General features: G+C 71.4%; 20 protein-coding genes. 13 read left to right on the top strand and 7 right to left on the bottom strand.

All coding sequences use genetic code 11. The features are described from left to right. The first annotated feature begins 69 nt into the window (after positions 1-69). The 4 genes from ESZ52_RS13865 to ESZ52_RS13850 all read left to right on the top strand — a co-directional run bounded on the left by ESZ52_RS13865 (position 70) and on the right by ESZ52_RS13850 (position 3,553). On the top strand, positions 70-414 hold the full coding sequence (locus ESZ52_RS13865; protein ID WP_131105451.1) for an ArsR/SmtB family transcription factor: 345 nt from the start codon (positions 70-72) through the stop codon (positions 412-414). Then, a complete protein-coding gene (locus ESZ52_RS13860) occupies positions 411-875 on the top strand; it encodes an SRPBCC family protein (RefSeq protein WP_131105450.1) in 465 nt (154 codons plus the stop codon). The genes ESZ52_RS13865 and ESZ52_RS13860 overlap by 4 nt, the downstream gene beginning before the upstream one ends. 58 nt (positions 876-933) lie before the next feature. Next, positions 934-2,268 (top strand): HNH endonuclease signature motif containing protein, encoded by a 1,335-nt coding sequence (locus ESZ52_RS13855; protein WP_181009909.1) that lies wholly within the window; start codon positions 934-936, stop codon positions 2,266-2,268. Positions 2,269-2,482: 214 nt separating this feature from the next. After that, positions 2,483-3,553, top strand: a complete 1,071-nt coding sequence (locus ESZ52_RS13850; RefSeq protein WP_131105448.1) for an alpha/beta fold hydrolase — start codon at positions 2,483-2,485, stop codon at positions 3,551-3,553. A gap of 21 nt (positions 3,554-3,574) precedes the next feature. Here the strand turns inward: ESZ52_RS13850 and ESZ52_RS13845 are convergent, their stop codons facing one another. Further along, positions 3,575-4,759, bottom strand: coding sequence for an NAD(P)/FAD-dependent oxidoreductase (locus ESZ52_RS13845; protein WP_131105447.1), 1,185 nt, complete (start codon positions 4,757-4,759; stop codon positions 3,575-3,577). A 107-nt stretch (positions 4,760-4,866) separates the two neighbouring features. Continuing rightward, positions 4,867-5,364, bottom strand: coding sequence for a hypothetical protein (locus ESZ52_RS13840; protein ID WP_131105446.1), 498 nt, complete (start codon positions 5,362-5,364; stop codon positions 4,867-4,869). A 321-nt stretch (positions 5,365-5,685) separates the two neighbouring features. On the opposite strand from ESZ52_RS13840, the gene ESZ52_RS13835 reads away from it, so the two are divergent. Beyond that, positions 5,686-7,185, top strand: coding sequence for a chymotrypsin family serine protease (locus tag ESZ52_RS13835; protein ID WP_131105445.1), 1,500 nt, complete (start codon positions 5,686-5,688; stop codon positions 7,183-7,185). Positions 7,186-7,343: 158 nt separating this feature from the next. Here ESZ52_RS13835 and ESZ52_RS13830 read toward each other — a convergent pair whose 3' ends face one another. From ESZ52_RS13830 to ESZ52_RS13810, 5 genes are all read right to left on the bottom strand, one after another. After that, positions 7,344-8,531 carry an ABC transporter ATP-binding protein gene (locus ESZ52_RS13830; protein ID WP_131105444.1) on the bottom strand — a complete coding sequence of 396 codons (1,188 nt, stop codon included), beginning with the start codon at positions 8,529-8,531 and terminating at the stop codon, positions 7,344-7,346. After that, on the bottom strand, positions 8,528-9,580 hold the full coding sequence (locus ESZ52_RS13825; protein ID WP_131105443.1) for an ABC transporter ATP-binding protein: 1,053 nt from the start codon (positions 9,578-9,580) through the stop codon (positions 8,528-8,530). The genes ESZ52_RS13830 and ESZ52_RS13825 overlap by 4 nt, the downstream gene beginning before the upstream one ends. A 13-nt stretch (positions 9,581-9,593) precedes the next feature. Then, entirely contained in the window at positions 9,594-10,580 is a 987-nt protein-coding gene (locus tag ESZ52_RS13820) for an ABC transporter permease (RefSeq protein ID WP_425600018.1), read from the bottom strand. Between the two features lie 10 nt (positions 10,581-10,590). After that, a complete protein-coding gene (locus ESZ52_RS13815) occupies positions 10,591-11,598 on the bottom strand; it encodes an ABC transporter permease (RefSeq protein ID WP_131105442.1) in 1,008 nt (335 codons plus the stop codon). 136 nt (positions 11,599-11,734) lie between these two features. Further along, a complete protein-coding gene (locus ESZ52_RS13810; protein WP_131105441.1) occupies positions 11,735-13,453 on the bottom strand; it encodes an ABC transporter substrate-binding protein in 1,719 nt (572 codons plus the stop codon). 157 nt (positions 13,454-13,610) lie between these two features. On the opposite strand from ESZ52_RS13810, the gene ESZ52_RS13805 reads away from it, so the two are divergent. The 8 genes from ESZ52_RS13805 to ESZ52_RS13770 all read left to right on the top strand — a co-directional run bounded on the left by ESZ52_RS13805 (position 13,611) and on the right by ESZ52_RS13770 (position 22,399). Continuing rightward, the gene (locus ESZ52_RS13805; protein ID WP_238154443.1) at positions 13,611-14,099 is read left to right on the top strand and encodes a (deoxy)nucleoside triphosphate pyrophosphohydrolase; all 489 of its coding nucleotides are present in this window, start codon (positions 13,611-13,613) and stop codon (positions 14,097-14,099) included. 111 nt (positions 14,100-14,210) lie between these two features. Then, positions 14,211-16,139: a translational GTPase TypA gene (gene typA / locus ESZ52_RS13800; protein ID WP_131105439.1), complete on the top strand. Its 1,929-nt coding sequence runs from the start codon at positions 14,211-14,213 to the stop codon at positions 16,137-16,139. Between the two features lie 2 nt (positions 16,140-16,141). After that, positions 16,142-17,071 (top strand): N-acetyl-1-D-myo-inositol-2-amino-2-deoxy-alpha-D-glucopyranoside deacetylase, encoded by a 930-nt coding sequence (mshB, locus tag ESZ52_RS13795; protein WP_131105438.1) that lies wholly within the window; start codon positions 16,142-16,144, stop codon positions 17,069-17,071. Next, positions 17,068-17,706 (top strand): flavin reductase family protein, encoded by a 639-nt coding sequence (locus tag ESZ52_RS13790; RefSeq protein ID WP_238154442.1) that lies wholly within the window; start codon positions 17,068-17,070, stop codon positions 17,704-17,706. Before mshB ends, ESZ52_RS13790 begins: the two co-directional genes overlap by 4 nt. A 105-nt stretch (positions 17,707-17,811) precedes the next feature. Continuing rightward, entirely contained in the window at positions 17,812-19,641 is a 1,830-nt protein-coding gene (locus ESZ52_RS13785; RefSeq protein WP_131105437.1) for a VanW family protein, read from the top strand. A 130-nt stretch (positions 19,642-19,771) separates the two neighbouring features. Next, positions 19,772-20,098 (top strand): ferredoxin, encoded by a 327-nt coding sequence (gene fdxA / locus ESZ52_RS13780; protein ID WP_131105436.1) that lies wholly within the window; start codon positions 19,772-19,774, stop codon positions 20,096-20,098. Positions 20,099-20,170: 72 nt separating this feature from the next. Next, entirely contained in the window at positions 20,171-21,481 is a 1,311-nt protein-coding gene (locus ESZ52_RS13775; protein WP_131105435.1) for a citrate synthase, read from the top strand. Between the two features lie 132 nt (positions 21,482-21,613). Beyond that, positions 21,614-22,399, top strand: coding sequence for an LOG family protein (locus tag ESZ52_RS13770; protein WP_238154441.1), 786 nt, complete (start codon positions 21,614-21,616; stop codon positions 22,397-22,399). Positions 22,400-22,401 lie beyond the last annotated feature (2 nt).

The following is a 22,401-nucleotide window of genomic DNA, read 5'->3' as shown; positions in this document are numbered from 1 at the left end:
GCGGAGCCCGCACGAAGCGCTCTGCCACTGTGTTGACTGGCCCGGCCGGGCCCTCCCATACTTAGCCATATGGTTAACCATGTGCACGTCTTCGCCGCCCTCGGTGAGCCCAACCGCGCGCGCATGGTCGACCGTCTCGCGGCGACCGACGCGACCGTGTCGCAACTGGCACGGCATACCTCGATCAGCCTTCCTGCCGCCCTCAAGCACCTGGGTGTGCTGGAGGAGGCCGGCCTGGTCCGGCGCGTCAAGCAGGGCAGGACGGTCACGGTGAGCCTGCGGCCGGAGGCCCTTGCGGAGACCGAGGCCTGGTTGCATCGCACCCGCACGTTCTGGACCGTCCAGCTGGGACGGTTGGCCGCCAGCCTCGAGACACCATCCCCGTCACCGCACCACCTGGCGGACTCATCATGACCGCGAAGCACGCCGCGGACGGGACCACCGAGCTCGTCGTCACCCAGCAGGTCGCCGCGCCGATCCACGACGTGTGGGCGGCGTGGACCAGCGTCGAGGGCCTGGCGCGCTGGTGGTGGCCGCACTGGCCGGACACGGTCTACGTCATGGAGGCCCGGGTCGGTGGGCGCTGGTCGGCCCGCAGCGAGCAGGGCGGCAGCGGGGTCGAGGGCGAGGTGGTCGCGCTGGACGAACCGCACGTCCTCGAGCTCACCTGGCGCTGGGGCGGCGAGAGGGTCGAGGATCTGGTCCGGGTCGAGCTGGTCGAGACTGACAGCGGCACGTCCATCACGGTCCGGCACCGTACGCCGAGCGGCGGCACTGATGACTACCGGCAGGGCTGGGAGTTCGTGTTGGGCAATCTTGGCGCCCTCTCGGACGGGGGTGCGCACGAGGATGCGGGACCAGGCGCGTCCGGCTGAGCCGTCGGTCCAGCTGCGGCAAGGGGGTCTGTCAGTCGCTCGTCATACAGTTGTTCGTATGGAGCGGAGCTGGACCGGAGAGGTGCTCCGGACCACCCAGGTGGAGGTCCGGGAGGGCGGGCTGCCCACGTCCCGGATGCCAGGGGAGTGGGTCGTGGGGTGCTTGCGCCAGGCGGGGCGGGAGGCCACCTTCGCCGACCTGGCCACGCAGGAGGCTGGCCGGCTGCAGGAGGCGGAGCTGCGCTCGGGGCTGGAGGCGGTCTCGACGGTCGCCTCCGCGCTGCAGCGGGCGCGGGTGCGTCTGGCGTGCGAGGCGCGCCAGCGGGGGCTCCACTCGACCGAGGGGATGAGCCTGGCCGACTGGCTGGCGCTGCGCTGCCCGGACCTGGCCAAGCCGGTGCTGCACGACCTGGTCCGGATGGCGCAGGCCGGCCAGGAGCAGGTCCACGCCCCGCTGGTCGACGGCGTGCTGACGGGGGGTATGTCGCTGGAGCGGGCCGCGAAGTTGCATCGGGTTCTGGCCCGGATCCGACGGGCAGTCTCGCCGGAGGAGTACGGGCAGGCGGTCGACCTGATGGCGAGCGCAGGGTGCAACCCAGATCTCGACGACCGCAAGATCGACCTGATCATCGCCAAGCTGCTCCAGGAGTGCCTGCCGGAGAAGAAGCACGAGGAGCGCCGGCGCGCGCAGCACGAGCTGCGCGACGTGCACGAGTCCTCGCTGGCCGACGGCACCGTCAGGCGGATCATCATGACCTTCGGCGACGACGCCGACTACCAGGCGGTCAAGGCCATCCTGACGTCGCCGCTGGCGGCGCCGGCATCCCGCGAGGAGGTCGAGGCGACCGGGGAGGAGGACCGGCGCACGCCAGGGCAGCGGCGCTACGACGCGCTGATGACGGTGCTGCGCCGCGGCGTGGCCGGCAGCAAGGGGCAACCGACGACCGCGAAGGCGACGCTGATCGTCACCCTCGACCTGGAGACCCTGCGACGCCAGCTGTCCGAGGGCGGTGGGCAGCTGCCCGGCTGCGGCGCCACCATCGCCGGGGCCACCGTCAGCGCGGAGTCGATCCGGCGGCTGGCCTGCGAGGCCGACCTCATCCCGATGGTGCTCGGCGGGCCGTCGGAGGTCGTGGACCAGGGTCGACGCCACCGGCTGGTCACCCCCGGCCAGCGCGTCCGGCTGGCGGTGCGGGACAAGGGCTGCACCATCCCGGGCTGCACCGTGCCCGCCACCTGGTGCGATGCCCACCACGTCATCCCCTGGGCCCGCGGCGGCCGATCCGACCTGTCCAACTACGCCCTGCTCTGCCCCCGCCACCACACCTGGGTCCATGAACGAGAGCTCACCGCCACCGTCGACGAGCACGGCGTCACCTGGCACGTGCGATGACCCCGCCCCGCGCCCGGCCCCGAGCGGGCCGGGCCACAGGCATGCCTCGGGAGCGAGGCATCGCGTTGCCAGGACTCAGGGGGGACACCGCACCGCCGAAGAGCAGGTCCGCACGAGCTCTGGCTGAGGCCGTAGGGTGCGAGCGTCGGGGCAAGTGCCGGCACGGCCCGCCCCGGGTCCGGATACCGCATACCTGCTCAAGGAGGAGACAGAGATGACCCTGGAGAACCCGTTCTACACCCCCGAGGTGCAGGGGCCCTACGAGCTGCACGGGCTCGGCCGGTTCGAGCTGGAGGAGGGCGGCGTCATCCCGGACCTGCAGCTCGCGGTTGCCACCTACGGCGAGCTCAACGAGGCCAAGGACAACGCCATCCTCATCCCCACCTGGTACTCCGGCACCCACCAGACGTGGGAGCTGACCTACATCGGCGAGGGCCGGGCGCTGGACCCGTCGAGGTACTTCATCGTCGTGGTCAACCAGATCGGCAACGGCCTGTCGAGCTCCCCGCACAACAGCGACGGCGAGATCGCGATGGCTGCCTTCCCGAACGTGCGCATCGGGGACGACGTGCGCGCGCAGGAACAGCTCCTGCGCGAGGTCTTCGGTATCGAGCGGCTCGCGCTCGTGGTCGGCGGGTCGATGGGGGCCCAGCAGACCTGGGAGTGGGCGGTGCGCTTCCCCGACAAGGTGCAGCGGGCGGCCATGATCGCCGGCACCGCGCAGAACACCCCGCACGACTTCCTCTTCACCCAGACCCTGATGGACGCCATCACCTCCGACCCAGGCTGGAACGGCGGCGACTACTCCTCGCCGGCCGACGTCGCGGACGGGCTGCGGCGGCACGCCGACATCTGGGCGGTGATGGGGCTGTCGACCGAGTTCTGGCGCTCGGAGTTCTGGCGCAACGTGCAGCTGCCGGACGTTACCTGGGACACCTTCCAGGAGTTCCGCGACCGGTTCCTGCGGCCCACGTTCGCGGCGATGGACCCTAACGCCCTGCTGTCGATGGCCTGGAAGTGGCAGCGCGGTGACGTCGCCCGGCACGCCGGCGGCGACCTGGTGGCAGCGCTGGGCCGGATCACCGCACGAACCTTCGTGATGCCGATCGACGAGGACATGTTCTTCCCCCCACGGGACTGCGAGCGGGAGCAGGCGCTGGTGCCGAACAGCGAGCTGCGGGTGCTGCACTCGGTCGCCGGGCACTTCGGGCTCTTCGGCTTCGAGGAGTCCTATGTGGCCGAGGTCGACGACAACCTCAAGGAGCTGCTCGAGGGCCAGGTATGACGACCGATGGCGTTGACCGGCTCAAGGGATGAGCCGCCCCTTGAGCAGCGAGCGGAAGTAGATCACCGGCTCCAGGTAGCGGTCGAAGACCCACAGCCAACGCCGTGGCACGGTGAGGTCGACCAGGCTCGTGGACTGCTGCTGGGCGCCGGCGCGGTCGAACTCGGCCAGGAAGAGCCGCTGGCGGTCGGTCGTGATCGGGATGATCGTGTAGCCGTCGTAGCAGGCCAGCGGCTCGCCGAGCCGACGGGCGCGGATGTTCTCGGCCAGCACCTCGACCTGGCGGCGCAGCGCCCCGCCGGAGGGGCGGGTATGCAGACGGGCCACGTCGCCGAGCGCCCACACCCGCGGGGCGCTGCGGTGGGCCATCGTCCCCGGGTCCACGTCGACCTGGCCCGCGGCGTCCTGCGCGGCGAGCGCGGCCAGCCAGGCGGGGCCACGGTAGTACGGCACGACGAAGGCGTGGTCGACGTCGTCGATGAGCAGCCCGCTCGCGGCGCCGTCGAGAATGAGGGTGCGAGCCTGGTGGTCGACGGCCCCGACGGTCGAGCCGTGGTGGACGGTCACCCCGCCGGCGGTCAGCAGCGGCTCGAGCCGACGGTCGGCGAAGGGCAGGTCGAGCACCGAGGCGTAGGGCGTGACCAGCTGGACGTCGATGGCCGGCAGCACCCCCTGCTCGCGCCAGTGGTTCAGGGCCAGGAAGAGCGGCTTCAGCGCCGTCCCACCGCACGGTGAGGGCTCGGGCGGGACGGTGAACACGACCCGACCGCGCGTCATACCCCGGATCGCCGTCCACATCCGCTCCGCCTGGGTCTCCAGGTGGGCGGTGCTGGCCCAGCCGGCGTCCATCGCCGCCGCCAGGCCCGGTATGGCGTCCAGGTCCTCCTCGAGGCCGGTCGCCAGGACCAGGTCGTCGTAGCCGACCCGCTGCCCGCCCGCCAGCTCCAGCTCGCGCTGCTCGGGGTGCACGGCGACCGCCGTGGTGGGCAGCCAGGTGCACCCGTCGGGGACGACGGAGGCGGCCGGGCGGGTGAGCTCGTCCATGGACGCCTGGCCGCCGGCCACGTAGTTGAGCATCGGGCGGTAGCGGTGCGGACGGTCCGGCGAGACGATGGCCACGTCGTGGGCGCCGAGACGCCGCAGCCGGGCGGCCAGGGAGATGCCGGCGTTGCCGCCACCGACGATCACGACGTCGTGCTTGCGCATGGGTGCTCACGTCCTCGGGTCGTCCAACGGGCCTGGCTCGACAGTAGCCGCGGGGCCGCGGGCGCGCCGGTCGAGCGGCGCCCGCGACCCCGTGGTGGATGGTCTGCCTACCCGTGCCCGACCTCCTTGAGCACGGGGCGCAGGCCCTCCTGCAGCTGCGGGCTCCCGGCACGCTCGAGCAGCTCCAGCGCCCCCTGCAGGACCACGCCCTCGTAGGGCGTCCCGAGCTCGGGCAGCAGCCGCTCGTGCTCCGACCACGGCGGGTCGGGCCAGGGCCACGGACGTGGTGGCCACGGCGGTCGCGGCGGCCAGGGCCACGGGCGCGGCCACGGCCACGGCGGGCAGATGTCGATGAAGTCCGCCACGGCGACCAGCACCTCCGCGCGGGCCGTGCGGCTGACCTTCTCGGTCTCCACCGCCGCCGACCGCATCGCCTGGGCGGCCGCGCTCGCCACCTTGCCGGTGACCTCCGCCGAGGCGACGTGCGCGAGCTGGTTGACGATGGTGCTGGCCACGAACGCGTCGACCTCACGCACGAACCTGGCCCGGATGAGCAGCTGCCACGGCACCTTGTCGACGCCGGGGAAGTCCTCAGATGTCCACATCGGAACTCGTCCCTTCTCCCTGCCCCGGCCGGGCGCCGGGGTCTGTGGAGGAGGAGGGAGGACAGCCTTGCGTGATACGTCGGAGTCCGCCGCCAGCCGGGTATGCGGCGTCCCGGTGAGGTCGCTGCCGGTGCGCCAGCGACCGCCCGGCACCGACGCCATGCGGGACGGATGTGGGGGTGCATGCCCAGGTGCTCACGCTCAGTCGGCCAGGCGTCACGTATCACGCATCCGACGCGTCCCTCCTGGAACTGAGCGGCAACGTGTCCCCCGTCCCGGGGGCGGGCCGTCCATCCAAGGAGAGCCACCATGCCAGAAGAGATGAGACGACCGAGCGCGGCAGAGGTCGAGCACGCCTCGGCGGCCAAGGCTCAGGTCGAAGCCGACCTGTTCGCTATCCCGGGTGTCCACACCGTGGGAATCGGCTACAAGCGCGTCGGGGGCAAGCTCACCGACGAGGTCTCAGTGGTTGTCTACGTCGACCAGAAGGTCCCTGTGGACCAGCTCGCCCCCGGGTGGCGCGTGCCGGCGTCGATCGAGGTCTGGGGCTCGGACCGGGAGCCGGTGCAGACCGATGTGGTGCAGCGGCCCCGCGCCGTCGAGTACCCCCACCTGCCCGACGGAAGCCTGGCTACCCGGATCCGGCCGGTGCCCGGCGGCCGAGCCATCGAGGGCGGTCTGGGCGGTGGGACGCTCGGTGGCTGGGTGTGGGACGACCTCAACGACGGACCCGTGCTGCTGTCCAACAACCATGTGTTGGGCGGCACGGTGGGAGCCAACGTCTTCCAGCCGTGGGGTTCGACCGCAGCCGCTGACCAGATCGCCGACAACGTGCGCACCGGAACTCTGGACGCCACCATCGCCGCACCGACGGACGCCGACCACGTCGTCTACGAGATCGAGGGCATAGCCCCGGGCGTGTATGAGATCACCGAGCCCGTGCTGGGCATGCAGGTCGAGAAGTCCGGCGCCACGACCGAGCACACGACCGGGACCATCGTGGCCATCGACCTGTCCCTCGGCCACAACGGGTCGACCCGCGACTTCGAGATGCTGCCGGACGAGGGGCAGCTGCGGATGGCCTACTTCGGGGACTCCGGGTCGCTGGTCGTCGAGCGCGACCACCCCGAGGGGGCGGCGTGGCGCCGCGTCGTCGGGCTGCTGTGGGGCGGCGTCCCCAGCGAGTACAACGCCTACGCCCACCCGATCTCCGACGTCTTCGCGGACCTCGACCTCACCACCATCTGCTCCGGCGTGGTGGGCCAGCTGCTGGACGGCCTGTTCGCGCGCGACCGGGGCGACCGCGGCCTTGCGACGCGGCCCGCCGACGACCTGGTGGGCTCGGTGCCGGCGCGTCGGCTCGTGCCCGCGGTGAAGCCGTCCCGGGTGTGGCCACCACAGCTGCGTGAGCCGGTGCTGGCGCACCGGCCCCTTCGACCCCAGTCGTGGGCGGAACGGGTGCGACTGCCGCGCCACCGAGGCATCGCCCGCGAGGTCGAGGTCGCCATCAAGGAGACACCCGGTGGCCGGGAGGTCGCCGCGCTCGTGCAGGAGCACCGCGTCCCGTTGGCCCGGCTGGCTGCCACCCGAAAGCACCGCCGGATCGTCCAGGAGGCCCTCGAGCCGTTCATGGACGGACTGTGGTCGGCGAGTGAGGTCCTGGACCGACCCGTGACGGCCGAGGACGCGAGCCGTTTCGCCCGGGCGGTGAAGGCGCTCGAGGAGGTCCCGGACCTGTCCGGGGTCACCGAGCATGCCCGGAAGCTGCTGGACGGACTGGCCGGACACACCCTGCGAGAGGTGCTGCGCGGTCATCGGTGACACGACACGGGAGCGCCGGCCCGGGGCGCTCCCGCGGGTGTCTGGCTGGACGCCCTCGCTGCCTCGTCCTGTGACGAGCAGGAAGGCCTGCACGAGGTGCCTGCATGGGTCTGGAGCTCCCGGTCGCCGGCGTTCAGCAACCCGTAGGAGTGGTCAGGCTAGTCCACGTCGGCGACGTGCCCCGTGACGTTGGCGAAGAGGGAGGGGTCGCCGTCGGACTGCTGCTGGGTGGGGTCGGTGACCGAGGCCTTGACCGCGTGCGGCTGGATCTCGCCGCGGGCGATCTCCTCGGCCCAGTGGCAGGCCACCCGGTGGTGGGCGGGGACACCGTCGATCTGCACGACCCGCAGCTGGGGACGCTCGTCGTCGCAGCGGGTCTCCTGCCGCCAGGGGCAGCGGGTGTGGAAGCGGCAGCCCGAGGGCGGGTTGGCGGGGGAGGGCAGGTCCCCGACCAGCAGAATCTGCTCTCGGGTGTCCTCGACCTCCGGGTCGGGGACCGGCACGGCCGACAGCAGCGCCTTGGTGTAGGGGTGCAGGGGAGCGGCATACAGATCGTCCGCGTGCGCCTCCTCGACCAGCCCGCCGAGGTACATCACGCCGATCCGGTCGCTGATGTGCCGGACCACGGCCAGGTCGTGGGCGATGACCAGGTAGGTCAGCCCGAACTCCTCCTGCAGGTCGACCAGCAGGTTGATCACCTGGGCCTGGACCGAGACGTCGAGGGCGCTGACCGGCTCGTCGGCGACGATCAGCTGCGGGTCGACGGACAGGGCGCGGGCGATGCCGATCCGCTGGCGCTGGCCGCCGGAGAACTCGTGGGGGTACTTCGACAGCGCGGTCCGGGGCAGCCCGACCGCCTTGAGCAGCTCGATCAGCCGGTCCCGGGCCCCTCCGCCCTTGACCATGCCGTGCGCCTGCATCCCCTCCAGCAGCAGCTGCTCGACGGTTTGGCGCGGGTCGAGACTGCCCAGCGGGTCCTGGAAGACCATCTGCATGTGCCGGCGCTGGGTGCGCAGCTTCTCGCCCTTGAGCGAGGCCAGGTCCGTCCCGTCGAAGGAGACCTCACCCTCGGTGAGGTCCTCCAGGCGCAGCAGCGCCCGGCCGAAGGTGGACTTGCCGCAGCCGGACTCGCCGACCAGGCCGTAGGTCTCCCCGCGAAGGATCCTCAGGTCCATCCCGTCGACGGCGTAGACGTGACCGACCGTCCGGTCGAAGACCACGCCCCGCTTGATCGGGAAGTGCACCTTGAGCCCGCGGACGTCCACGAGCACGTCGTCAGCGGCGCCGTCCGTGCTGCCGCCCGGCCGCTCAGCCGTAGCGTCAGGATGCTGGGCAGGTGTGCTCACTCCTGGCCTCCCATCGGGTTGTGGCAGCGCAGCAGGTGCGTATCGGGGTCGGCAGCGTCCATCCCCTTGCGCTCGGGCTCGAGGGCCGGCGTGACGGTCAGGCAGGTGTCCAGGGCGTTGACGCACCGGGGCGCGAACGCGCAGGCGTGGTCCCAGGGCAGGTTGTCCGCCACCGACCCGGGCACCGGGGACAGCCGCTCGCGCCCGCCGTCGAGGCGGGGGATGGAGGCCAGCAGGCCGTGGGTGTAGGGGTGGCGCGGGTTGGCGAACAGCTCGTGCCGCTGGGCCCGCTCCACGATGCGACCGCCGTAGAGGACGTTGACCTCGTCGCAGAGGCCGGCGACGACGCCCAGGTCGTGGGTGATCATGATGAGCGCCGTGCCGGACTCGGTGACCAGCTCCCGCAGCAGCGCGAGGATCTGCGCCTGGATCGTGACGTCCAGGGCGGTGGTCGGCTCGTCGGCGATGAGCAGCCGGGGCTCGCAGGCGAGCGCCATGGCGATCAGGGCGCGCTGCCGCATACCTCCGGAGAGCTGGTGCGGGTAGTCCTTCAGCCGCCGCGTCGGGTCGGGTATGCCGACCTTCTCCAGCATCGTCGCCGCCTCCTTGCGCGCGCGGTCCCGGCTGGCGCCCTTGTGGCGCGCGATGACCTCCGCGACCTGCACGCCCAGGGCCACGACGGGGTTCAGCGAGGACAGCGGGTCCTGGAAGATCATCGCCATCTCCGCGCCACGTCGGTCGCGCATCTGGTCGTCGGAGAGGGTCAGCAGGTCCTCACCGGCGAACCGGACGCTGCCGGTGACCTCGTTGCCGCGCTGCGGCAGCAGCCGCATGATGGCCAGCGAGGTCACCGACTTGCCGCAGCCGGACTCGCCGACGAGACCGACCGTCTGGCCGGGCGCGACGTCGAAGGTGACGCCGTCCACGGCCCGGAACGGGTTCTTGCCCTTGGGTCCGAAGGTGACGCGCAGGTCCTCGACCTGCAGCAGCGGCTCGCTGCGGGAGGCGCCGGGACGGCGGCCGGCGGAGGGGGAGGCGGTCGTGGTCATCGGGTGTCGCACCTCAGCGTCGGGACTTGGGGTCGAGCGCCTCGCGCAGCGACTCACCGACGAGGGTGAAGCCGAGCGCGACGACGATGATGCACAGGGCGGGGTAGACGGCGATGTGCGGGTAGGAGTTGAAGAAGACCTGGGCCTTGCCCAGCATCTGTCCCCACTCCGGGATGGCGTCGTCCGGGTTGCCGAGGCCGAGGAAGGACAGCGCGGCCGCATCGATGATGGAGACGGCCAGGACGAGCGTGCCCTGCACGATGACCGGGCCCAGCGAGTTGGGCAGCATGTGGCGGAAGACGATCGCGGGTGCCCGGACCCCCAGCGCCCGGGCCGCGAGCACGTGGTCGCTGTGCCGCTGGGCCATCATCGAGCCGCGCAGCAGCCGGGCGAAGATGGGGATCTGGATGATGGCGATGGCCAGGATGACGGTCCACTGACTGGGCCGGGCGAACATCGCGGCGATCGAGAAGGCCATGAGCAGGCTCGGGATCGAGAGCATCACGTCGACGATGCGCATGACGACGGTGTCGGCCCACCGTCCGATGCCACCGGCCAGAGTCCCCAGCACCAGGCCTCCGGTGAGACCGCCCAGGGTGGCGAGCACCCCCACCAGGAGGGTCTGGCGGGACCCGGCGATGAGCCGGGACAGCAGGTCGCGGCCGGCGTTGTCCCCGCCGAGCGGGTGCCCGGGCTGGGCGGGCGGGATGGGTGTGGCAGGCGTCACCTGCTCGATCAGCAGCCGGGCGCGGGGGTCGTGCGGGGTGATCCAGGGCGCGATGATCGCGATGACCACGAAGACCAGCACGATGCCGGCGCCCACGAGGAAGACCGGGTCGCGGCGCAGGCGCCGCCAGGCGCTCTGCCAGAGGCTGACCCCCTCCTCCGAGGAGATGGTCCCCGCCTCGGCGAGCTCGTCGATCCGGGCCTTCTTCCGGGCGCCCAGACCGGTCGGTTGGCGACGCCCGGTCGTGCTGGGAGGAGCTGTCTGCTCGGTCACGGCGTCCTCCTCAGGTCCGCACTCGGGGGTCGATGATCGCGTAGGCGATGTCGACCAGCAGGTTGACGACGATGTAGATCAGCGCGGCCATCATGATGAGCACCTGCAGGACGGGGTAGTCACGCAGCTCGAAGCCGATCGCCAGCGCCTGGCCGATGCCCTGGAAGGCGAACACCTTCTCGGTCAGCACGGCACCGGCCAGCAGGGCGCCGATCTGCAGACCGATGATGGTGACGACCGGGATGAGTGCGTTGCGCATGATGTGCCGGCCACGGATGGTGCCCGCGGTCAGGCCCTTGGCCCGTGCGGTGCGCACGTAGTCCTCGTCCATGACGTCGATGACGGCGGCCCGGGTGATCCGGAAGATGATCGCGAACGGGATCGAGGCCAGCGCGATCGCGGGGAGGATGAGGTGCTTGAACGCGTCCCAGGCCGCGTCCCACTCCCGGGTCAGCAGGCCGTCCAGGACGTACATGTTGGTGATGTGCGTCGCGTCGATGCCGACGGTCTGCCGTCCTGAGGGCGGCAGCAGCCCCCACCGGACGGCGAAGAGGTACTTGAGCACGTACGCCAGGAAGAAGACCGGCACGGCCACCCCCACGAGCGAGAAGACGACGCTGCCGGTGTCCAGGACCCCGCCGCGGCGGCGGGCGGCGATGTAGCCGAGCGGGATGGCCAGGGCGAGGGCGATCAGCATGGCGAAGATGCTGAGCTCGAGGGTGGCGGGGAAGCGCTGGGTGAAGACGTCGAGCGCGGGCTGCCCGCGGTAGACGCCGTTGGAGATGCCGAAGTCGCCCTGGACGGCCCGTTCCAGGAAGCGCCAGTACTGCACCGGGATCGGGTCGTCGAGACCGAGCTGGCTGCGCAGCAGGGCCGCCGTCTCAGGGGTCCCGCGCTCGCCCAGGAGCGCACCGACCACGCCGCCGGGCAAGGAGCGCAGCCAGGCGAAGAGCAGGACGCTCAGGACGAACAGGGCGATCACCGCCTGCATCAAGCGGCGGACGATGAACCTCAGCACGCGGACTCCTGGGTGACGGCGAAGGGTGGGGGTGCGGCAGTGTCGGAGGCCGCCGACGGCGGGCCGGGTCGCGGTCGACCTGGCCCGCCGCGGGTGACGGACTCTGCCTGAGCAGGGCTCAGCCCGAGGGGCTAGCTCACTCGTTGATGGTGACGGTGGAGAAGTCCTCGGCGGTCAGCGGGCTGGGCACCAGACCCTCGACGTTGCCGGCGACCACGACGGCCGGCGGGCTGTGCGACAGCGGGAGGCCGGGCAGCCACTCGGGGCTCATGATCGCCGAGTTGAGGTCCTTGTACATCTGCTCGCGGGTGGCCTCGTCCGGCTCGGCGTCCGCCGCCGCGATCTGCTCCTGCAGGTCACCGTGCCAGTCGTAGCCAGAGGTGCCGAACTGATTGTCGTCGCCGCAGAAGAACGCGCACAGGAAGTTGTCCGCGGAGTTCAGGTCACCGGTCCAGCCGAGGAAGAAGGCGGGGGCCCGGCTGGCCTGGGTGTCGTCGATGTAGCCACCGGCCCACGGCTTGGTGATGGTCTCGACGGTGATTCCGGCAGCCTCCCAGTCGGCCTTCACCGCGTCGTAGACGCGCTGCGGGTCCGGCATGTAGGGGCGGGTCACCTCGGAGGGGTACCACAGCTCGATCGTCAGGTCGGACTTCCCGGCCTGCTCGAGCAGGTCCTTGGCCTTGTCGACGTCGTACTCGTAGGCCTCGATGCTCTCGTCCCACCCGCTGACCGTGTTCGGCATGAACTGCGTGGCCACCTCGGCGCCCTCGGGCAGCTGGGAGGTGACGAACTGGTCACGGTTGAGGGCGTGGTAGAGCGCCTGACGGACCAACGGGTCCTCCAGCTGCGGGTCGGCGACCGGGTTCAGCGCCAGGTAGAGCACGTTGAACGGGTCGCGGATGAGGACCTGGTTGCCGCTGTCCTCAAGGCCCTGCCAGTCGACCGGGTTGGGCAGGTCGTAACCCTGGATCGTGCCGGCCTCGAGCTCCTGACGACGGGCGTTCTCGTCCGGGACGATCTTGAAGACCAGGTTGGCCACCCCGGCCGCGTCGCCCCAGTAGTCCTCGTTGCGGACAAGGGTCACCGTGCCACCGGCGTTGTCGTACGCCTCGAACGTGAACGGGCCGGTGCCGGTCGGGTGCTCCTGGGCGTACTCCGGGAAGACGAACGCCTCGCCCTCCAGGGCGATGCCGTTCGCGTCATACTCCTCCATCGCGGTGGGCGACTGGATCGCGTAGGACGACTGGGAGAGCACCATCGGGAACTTGCCCGTGACGCGGGAGACGGTCACCTGCGCGGTGTAGTCGTCGGTGGCCTCGCAGGACTCGTAGAGCGAGTCCTCCCCGAAGCCGAAGTCGTTGCCGTAGTAGTAGGCGCCCGACGGGCTCTGGCCGGCCTCGTTCTGGTCGGCCCAGCGCTCGAAGTTGGCGCACACCGCCTCGGCGTCCAGGTCCGTGCCGTCGTGGAACTTCACGCCTTCCTGGATGGTGAAGTCCCAGACCAGCCCGCTGTCGTCGCTGGTCCACTCGGTCGCCAGCTCCGGGACCGCCTCGCTGCCGCCCTCCTCGATGCCGATGAGGTTCTGGAAGATCTGGCGGGTGACGCGGAACGTCTCACCGTCGCTGGCGTAGAACGGGTCGAAGGTCGTCGGTGCACCGGCCGCGCCGAAGACGAACGTCGCGTCCGAGGGCTGGTCCTCACCGCCTCCGGCCTCGCCGGTGGCGGTGCCCCCGGTGTCGGTGTCCTCGGTGTCGGTGTTCTCGCCACCGCTGTCCCGTTCGGACTCGGCGCAGGACGAGAGGATTAGGGCCAGTGCGGCGGCGCCGGCCACGGCGGCAGCCTTGCGGTTGATCATGTGTCTCCTCCTCGAGATGGCGGCCGCCACAAGGGGCGCGGCCGGGCGCCGGTGCACCGGCAGATATCGAACCTCACCACAGGTGGACCCTCCGGTGGGAGATTCCCGCCCGGATCTTTACGAGAACGTAACCTCCCGCACACCTCTCGACGGGGGTATGAGGGGTGCGCGCGCGCTGAACTGCGACGATGGCGGTATGCCGGAACGCTCCCACCAGCCCGTGGTCCTGGTCTCGGCCGTGGCCCTCGTCGACGACCTCCAGCTGCCCACCAGGGTGCTGGCAGCGCGCCGGACGCGGCCGGCTGACCTGGCGGGAGGCTGGGAGTTCCCCGGCGGCAAGGTCGAGCCTGAGGAGACCTCCCAGCAGGCCGTGCACCGCGAGATCCTGGAGGAGCTCGGTGTGCGGGTGCGCCTGGGAGACCGGGTGGGGCCGGCCGCCTGGCCCCTGTCTCCCACCGCCGTGATGGACCTGTGGTGGGCCGTCGTCCGGCCGGGCGAACCCGCTCCCGCGCCCCTGCAGGACCACGACCAGGTGCGCTGGCTGACCCGCGAGGAGCTCTTCGAGGTGGCCTGGCTGAGCGCCGACCTGCCGATCGTCGAGCACCTCGCCGGATTGCTGCATACCCCTCGCTCCAGCCCGACCTGACCGTCGACCCTGACTTCCCGCGCTGACCCCCCCGCGCTGACCCCCCCGCGCTGACCGACCGCTCTGACCGATGTGCAGGAGCAGGGCCCCGGACCTGAGAGACTGGAGACTATGCCTCTCGCTGACACCAGCTCCGGCGTGCGCGCCGCCACCCGTGACGACATCCGCAACGTAGCCATCGTGGCGCACGTCGACCACGGCAAGACCACCCTCGTCGACGCCATGCTCACCCAGGGCGGCGCCTTCGCCGCGCACCAGAAGGAAGGGACCGAGGTCGAACGGGTCATGGACTCCGGCGACCTGGAGCGGGAGAAGGGCATCACGATCCTGGCCAAGAACACGGCCATCCGCTACACCGGCACCTCCGCCCCCGAGGGCGGGATGACCATCAACATCATCGACACCCCCGGCCACGCCGACTTCGGCGGTGAGGTCGAGCGGGGCCTGTCGATGGTCGACGGTGTCGTCCTGCTGGTCGACGCCTCCGAGGGACCGCTGCCGCAGACCCGCTTCGTGCTGCGCAAGGCGCTGGCGGCGGCGAAGCCGGTCGTGCTGTGCATCAACAAGGTGGACCGTCCGGACAGCCGGATCTCCGAGGTCGTCGACGAGGTCTACGCGCTGTTCATGGACCTGCTCGACGACCATGACCCCGAGCGGGTGGAGGAAGCCCTCAACTTCCCGGTGGTCTACGCCTCCGCCAAGGCCGGTCGCGCCTCCCTGACCGCGCCCGCCGACGGCGAGCTGCCGGACGAGCCCGACCTCGAGCCGCTCTTCGCCACCATCCTCGACACCGTGCCGGCGCCGACCTACACCCCCGGTGCCTCGCTGCAGGCGCACGTCACCAACCTGGACTCCAGCCCGTTCCTGGGGCGGCTGGCCCTGTGCCGCGTCTACGAGGGGGAGATCCGCAAGGGCCAGCAGGTCGCGTGGTGCCGCCGCGACGGCTCGATCGTCCGGGTCAAGATCACCGAGCTGCTGCTCACCGACGGGCTGGAGCGCAAGCCGGCCGAGGCCGCGGGCCCCGGTGACATCATGGCCATCGCCGGGATCCCGGAGATCACCATCGGCGAGACCCTGGCGGACGCCGAGAACCCCGTGCCGCTGCCCCTCATCACGGTCGACGAGCCGGCTATCTCGATGACGATCGGCACCAACACCTCGCCCATCGCCGGGCGGGTCAAGGGCTCCAAGGTCACCGCCCGCCTGGTCAAGGACCGGTTGGACAAGGAGCTGGTGGGCAACGTCTCGCTGCGCGTGCTGCCCACCGAGCGCCCGGACGCCTGGGAGGTCCAGGGCCGTGGCGAGCTGGCGCTGGCGATCCTCGTCGAGCAGATGCGCCGCGAGGGCTTCGAGCTCACCGTCGGCAAGCCCCAGGTGGTGACCAAGGAGATCGACGGCAAGGTGCACGAGCCGGTCGAGCGGCTGACCATCGACACCCCCGAGGAGCACCTGGGCACCATCACCCAGCTGATGGCCTCGCGCAAGGGCCGGATGGAGCAGATGACCAACCACGGCACCGGGTGGGTCCGGATGGAGTATGTCGTGCCCGCCCGCGGGCTCATCGGCTTCCGCACCGAGTTCCTCACCGAGACCCGCGGGACCGGCATCGCCAACCACGTCTTCGAGGGCTATGCCCCGTGGTTCGGGGAGATCCGCACCCGGCAGTCCGGGTCGCTGGTCTCCGACCGGACCGGTGTGGCGACCACGTACGCGATGTTCAACCTGCAGGAGCGCGGCACCCTGTTCGTGGAGCCGACGACCGAGGTCTACGAGGGCATGATCGTGGGGGAGAACTCCCGCGCCGACGACATGGACGTCAACATCACCAAGGAGCGCAAGCTCACCAACGTCCGCTCCGCGGGCGCCGACGTCCTGGAGCGCCTCATCCCGCCGCGGCTGCTCAGCCTGGAGCAGAGCCTGGAGTTCTGCCGCGAGGACGAGTGCGTCGAGGTCACGCCGGAGGCGGTCCGGGTCCGCAAGGTGGTCCTGGACCAGAACCAGCGCGCCCGCGCGGCCTCGAAGGCCAAGAACCAGGCCTGAGCATGTCCCCACGTCCCCAGGAGGTCGCCCGCCGCCCGGACCTGCGCGACGGTCAGCCCGACGGGCGCCCGCTGCGGCTGGTCGCGGTGCACGCGCACCCGGACGACGAGACGCTGGCCACCGGCCTGACCCTGGCCCACCACGTGCGGGCCGGGGACGAGGTCCACGTGGTGACCGCGACCCTGGGGGAGGAGGGTGAGGTGATCACCCCCGAGGTGGCCCACCTGGAGGGCACCGAGGAGCTGGGTCCGTACCGCCACGGGGAGCTGGCCCGGGCGATGGCCGTGCTGGGAGTCCGCCATCACTACCTGGGCGGCGACCCGCCCAGGTGGCGGGACAGCGGCATGGCCGGGTCGCCCGCGGCAGCCCATCCGCGGGCCTTCGCGGCGGCGGACGTGGAGGAGGGGGCAGGAGTGCTGGCCGACCTGCTCAGCCAGGTCGACCCGGACGTCGTCCTCACCTACGACCCCTGGGGCGGCTACGCCCACCCCGACCATCTGCAGACGCACCGGGTGACGGTGGCCGCCGTGGAGCGGATGTGGTCGCAGGCTGGCCCCGTCCGGCGGCCGGCTCTCTACGTCACCGTGGTGCCGCGCTCGTGGGCGGCGGAGGACCGGGCGTGGCTGGCCGCGCACGTCCCACCCGGCACCCTCAGCCCGGCCGGGGGCGAGGCGCGGGTCCCGGCCCCGGACGACCCATACCCGCCGGGCGTGGTCCCCGACCACGTGGTGACGCACATCGTGCAGGACGCTTCGGCCCTGCCCCGCCAGGTCGCCGCCCTGCGCGAGCACCCCACCCAGGCCACCGTGTTCGACGGCTTCTACACGCTGTCCAACGACATCGCCGCCCGCCTGCCGGGCCGTGAAGCCTTCGCCCGCTGGCCGGAGGCCAGGCAGGCGCTCGCGGACGCCCAGGGGGTGCCGCAGCCGTGACCAGCGACCGCCCCCGCCCCACCTCGCACGGCGTCCAGGATGGCCACCGGCGTCCCGACCACCTCGACGACCAGCGTCCCGACCAGCGTCCCGACCAGCGTCCCGACCAGCACGACGACCGGCACGACCGGCACGACCACGCCACCGAGCCGATCGACCCCGCGCGGTACCGGCAGGCCATGGGCCGCTTCGCCAGCGGTGTGGCCGTCGCCACCTCCGTGTGGCGCGGCCACGACGTGGCGCTGACCGTGGACACCGTCACGAGCGTGTCGCTGGACCCCGTGCTCCTCCTGGTGAGCCTGCACGGCGAGGCCCGGGTGCTGGAGGGGCTGCAGGCGGGAGGCCCGTTGGGGCTCAGCGTGCTCACCGCCCGGCAGCGTGGGCTGGCGGAGTGGCTCGGCGAGACGGGGCGCCCGCTGCACGGCCAGCTGGCGCGGATCCCGCACGAGCGAGGGCCGGTCACCGGCGTGGCCCTGCTCACCGGGGTGCTGGCCAGCTTCGAGTGCCGCACCTACGCCCTGCACGAGGCCGGCGACCACGTCATCGCGGTCGTCGAGGTCGTCGGGATGCGGGCGGGTCCTACCGACGAGCCCGGCCTCGTCCACTACCGTGGACGGCTCGGAGAACTGCGCTGAGGCGGGGGTACCTCGGCGCGCCGCCCGGCCGCCAGGTGCCCTGCGCGGGCACCACGGACCCGGACGCGGCTGTGAGCCCGCGCCACACGAAGGGATGAACGGCACATGAGCGAGCGCACCCAGCGCCCGGACGGCCGCAACGGTCTGCGTGAGGAGCCCGCTGCCGGCCGCGGCTGGTGGTCGGTGCTGCTCACCCTGGCCGTGGCGGTGGTGCTGCTCGGCGGTGCCTACCTCGCCGCCGCCTACTACTTCAAGGACCGTCAGCCGGCCGGGGTGACCGTCGCCGGTGTCGACATCGGCAGCCTGACGCGGGAGCAGGCCGAGGACGTGCTCTCCCGCCAGCTGGCCGGGCTGACCAGCTCGCCGATCACCGTGCGCACCCCCGCGCCGGGGGCGCAGGCGCCTCCTGCGGACGTCGCGCAGGTGGAGGAGCTGAGCCTGGTCCCCGACGAGGCGGGCCTGCGCCTGGACCTAGATGCCACCCTGTCCGGCGCGACCCGGCTGTCGTTCGACCCACGGGAGCTGTGGGCGCACGTGGCCGGGACCGACCGGGAGCTGCCCCTGCGCACCGCGGTCGACCACGAGACCCTCGAGGGAGCGGTGGCCGGGCTGGCCGAGGACTTCGACCGGGAGCCCGAGGACGGCGAGGTCACGATCGGCCCCGACGGGGTGGAGTCGAGGGACGCGGTGCTGGGGCGCGGCCTGGACGTCGCCGCGACCGCGGAGGAGGTCGAGGAGGCCTGGCTGACCCCGGGCTGGCCGACCGCCCAGGACCGGGAGGTCCCGGGTCACGCCGTCGAGGTGTCGCCGGAGGTGACGCAGGCCGAGGTGGACCGCTTCGTCGAGGAGGAGCTGGAGCTGGCCCTGGGGGCGCCCGTGCTGGTCACCGCGGCCCGCGGCGAGGAGGACGACGAGGCCACCGCGACCGCAGAGCTTGCCGAGCGCGACCTGCGCCAGCTGCTGTCCGTGCGGCAGAGCGGGGGCGAGCTGTCGCTGGAGCTCGACGAGGAGGCGCTGCTGGGCCGCGTCCGTCAGGACCTGGGCCAGCTGGAGGCCGGACCGGTCGACGCCACCGTCCGGCTCGACGGCACCGAGGTGCAGGTGGTGCCCGCCCGGGTCGGGTACGCGCTGGAGGACGACGGGGTGGCCGACGGCGTGCTCGCCGCCCTCGCGGAGGAGGGGGAGGGGCGCACCGTCGAGGCGGACGTCTCGGTGGTCGAGCCGGCGATCCCCACGGAGGTGTCGGAGGGCTGGCGGTTCTCCCCGATGGGCAGCTTCGTCTCCGCCTTCCCGACCGGCCCGGCCAACGAGGCCAGGACGGCCAACCTGCGGGCCGGGATCGGGCACGTCAACGGCACCGTGGTCATGCCGGGGGAGCAGTTCAGCCTCGGTGCGGCCCTGGGGGAGATCTCGAAGGAGGCCGGGTATGTGGATGCCCCGGTGATCATGGACGGCCGGCTGGTCATGGGCCTGGGCGGCGGCCTGTCCCAGATCTCGACGGTGGTCCTCAACACCTCCTGGAACTCCGGGGTCCAGCTCGACGCGCACACCCCGCACACGTTCTACATCGACCGCTATCCGGCGGGCCGGGAGGCCACGCTGGCCCTGCCGTACATCGACAACCTCTGGACCAACGACACCGACACCCCGGTGGTGGTGCGGGCCTGGGTCAGCGGCGACGAGATCCACATGACCTACCTGGGTCAGCGGCAGTACGACGTGCAGACCATCGACGGGCAGCGGCGCAACATCACGCAGGGGGAGGAGAAGGAGGACGACAGCGAGGACTGCGTCCCCCAGGGCAGGTCGGAGGGCTTCACCATCACCGTGGTCCGCATCTTGTCCCGCGACGGGCAGGAGGTGCACCGGGATGAGTACACGACCACCTACCAGGCCTCGGACCAGGTGACCTGCACCCATCCGGAGGCCGGTTAGCTGCCGGCTGGCTCTTGTCTGGCCGACGGTTTGCTGCCGGTTGGCCGACGGTTGGCTGCCGGTGAGTCCCGATCCCCGTGAGGGTGCCCCCGTGCGTCGGGCACCCCCCTTCACGGCATACTCTGTCCTCATGACCTATGTGATCGCCCAACCGTGTGTGGACCTGAAGGACAAGGCCTGCATCGAGGAGTGCCCGGTCGACTGCATCTACGAGGGCGAGCGTGCGCTCTACATCCACCCTGACGAGTGCGTCGACTGCGGTGCCTGCGAGCCGGTCTGCCCGGTCGAGGCGATCTACTACGAAGATGATGTGCCGGAGGAGTGGGCGGACTACTACAACGCCAACGTCGAGTTCTTCGACGACCTCGGCAGCCCCGGCGGAGCGGCCAAGATGGGGCTCATCCCCAAGGACCACCCCCTGATCGCCGCCCTGCCGCCCCAGTCCCACGACGAGTGACCGGGCGCTGGCCCCAGCTCCGACTGACCCCCGACTGACCCCCGCCTGCCCCGCCCCCGACCAGGAGGACCTATGACCGACGACACGACCACCACCCACGAGCCGGCGACCCTCACGCACGCTGGCCAGGACCTGTCGCTGCCGGTCGTGCCGGCCGTCGAGGGGAACAACGGGCTCGACATCAGTGCGCTGCTCAAGACGACCGGCGACGTCACGCTCGATGTCGGCTTCGTCAACACCGCGGCCTGCAAGTCCGCGATCACCTACATCGACGGCGACGCCGGCATCCTGCGCTACCGCGGCTACCCGATCGAGCAGCTGGCCGAGCGGTCCAGCTTCCTGGAGACCAGCTACCTGCTGATCTACGGCGAGCTGCCCACGGCCGAGCAGCTGTCGGCCTTCGACAGCCGGCTGCGCCGCCACACCCTCCTCGTGGAGGACATGAAGAACTTCTTCGACGGCTTCCCTCGGGACGCGCACCCGATGTCGGTGCTGGCCTCCGGCGTGGCCGCCCTGGGCACCTTCTACCAGGACAGCCACGACCCGCACGACCCCGAGGCGGTGGAGACCCAGACCTTCCGGCTGATGGCCAAGCTGCCCACGATCGCCGCCTACGCCTTCCGCAAGAGCCAGGGCCGTTCGCTGCTCTACCCGAACAACGACTACAACCTGGTCGAGAACTTCCTGTGGATGACCTTCGGTCAGCCGACGGAGCCCTACGACATGGACCCGGACCTGGCCAAGGCGCTGGACCTGCTGTTCATCCTGCACGCCGACCACGAGCAGAACTGCTCGACCTCCACGGTCCGGCTCGTCGGCTCCTCCGAGGCGGACCTGTTCGCCTCGATCTCCGCCGGCATCCAGGCGCTCTCCGGCCCGCTGCACGGCGGGGCCAACTCGGCCGTGCTGGCGATGCTCAACAAGATCAAGGCCGAGGGCGGTGACGTCGCCGAGTTCGTCCGCAAGGTCAAGAACAAGGAGGACGGCGTCAAGCTCATGGGCTTCGGCCACCGGGTCTACAAGAACTACGACCCGCGCGCGGCGATCGTCAAGGCGACGGCGCACGAGATGTTCCAGAAGAAGGCGGCCGCCAACCCGCTGCTCGAGCTGGCCATGGAGCTGGAGGCCACGGCCCTGGAGGACGACTACTTCGTCGAGCGCAAGCTCTACCCGAACGTCGACTTCTACACCGGCCTGATCTACGAGTCGATGGGCTTCCCCAGCAACATGTTCACCGTGCTGTTCGCGATCGGCCGGCTGCCCGGCTGGATCGCCCAGTACCGCGAGATGATCACCGACCCGGCCACCAAGATCGGCCGCCCGCGGCAGGTCTACACCGGTGCCGCTGAGCGCAGCTTCCTCGGCATGGACGAGCGCGGCTGACCGCTCTCCGGGCGCCGGACGGCGCAGGATGACGCGCACGGCGGGTCGGTGGTTCTCCACCGGCCCGCCGTTCGCGTCGGCACCCGCGTCGCTGTTCGCGTCGTCGGGGGGCCTCCCGTAGGGTCGGGTGCCGTGAGCAGACGAGAGCACCGCAAGGGCCCGGTGACCCTGCGGGGGGCGCAGGTCCCCCGGACGACGACCGACCAGCGGCTGCTGGACAGCCGCGGCCCCGCGGACTGGGTCCACTCCGACCCCTGGCGGGTGATGCGGATCCAGGCCGAGTTCGTCGAGGGCTTCGGGACGCTGGCCAACATCGGCCCGGCGGTCGCGGTCTTCGGCTCCGCCCGGACCGGCCTCGGGCACCCCTCCTACGAGATGGGCATCGCGGCCGGACGGTCCCTGGTGGGGGCGGGGTATGCGGTGATCACCGGCGGTGGGCCCGGGGCCATGGAGGCCGCCAACCGGGGCGCGGCCGAGGCGGGCGGGTTGTCCGTGGGGCTGGGCATCGAGCTGCCCTTCGAGTCCGGCCTCAACGAGTTCGTGAACCTCGGCATCAACTTCCGCTACTTCTTCGTCCGCAAGACGATGTTCGTCAAGTACTCCGAGGGGTTCATCGTGCTCCCCGGCGGGGTCGGCACGCTGGACGAGCTCTTCGAGGCGGTCACCCTGATCCAGACCGGCAAGATCACCCACTTCCCGATCGCGCTGGTCGGGCGGGAGTTCTGGGGCCCGCTGCTGGACTGGGTCCGTACCAGTCTGCTGGGCGGGGGGATGATCAGCGAGGACGACCTGGACCTGCTGCGGGTCACCGACGACGTCGACGAGGCGGTGGCCTGGATGGTCGCGCACCGGGCGGCCCGGGCCCAGCGCCAGCTCGCCTCCGACGCGCCGGAGGCGGACTATTCGGATCGATCCTGACG

Source organism: Ornithinimicrobium sufpigmenti (assembly GCF_004322775.1).
Lineage (GTDB): Bacteria > Actinomycetota > Actinomycetes > Actinomycetales > Dermatophilaceae > Ornithinicoccus > Ornithinicoccus sufpigmenti.
The sequence above is the reverse complement of the archived record's forward strand: the minus strand, read 5'-3'. Positions and strand labels throughout refer to the sequence as shown.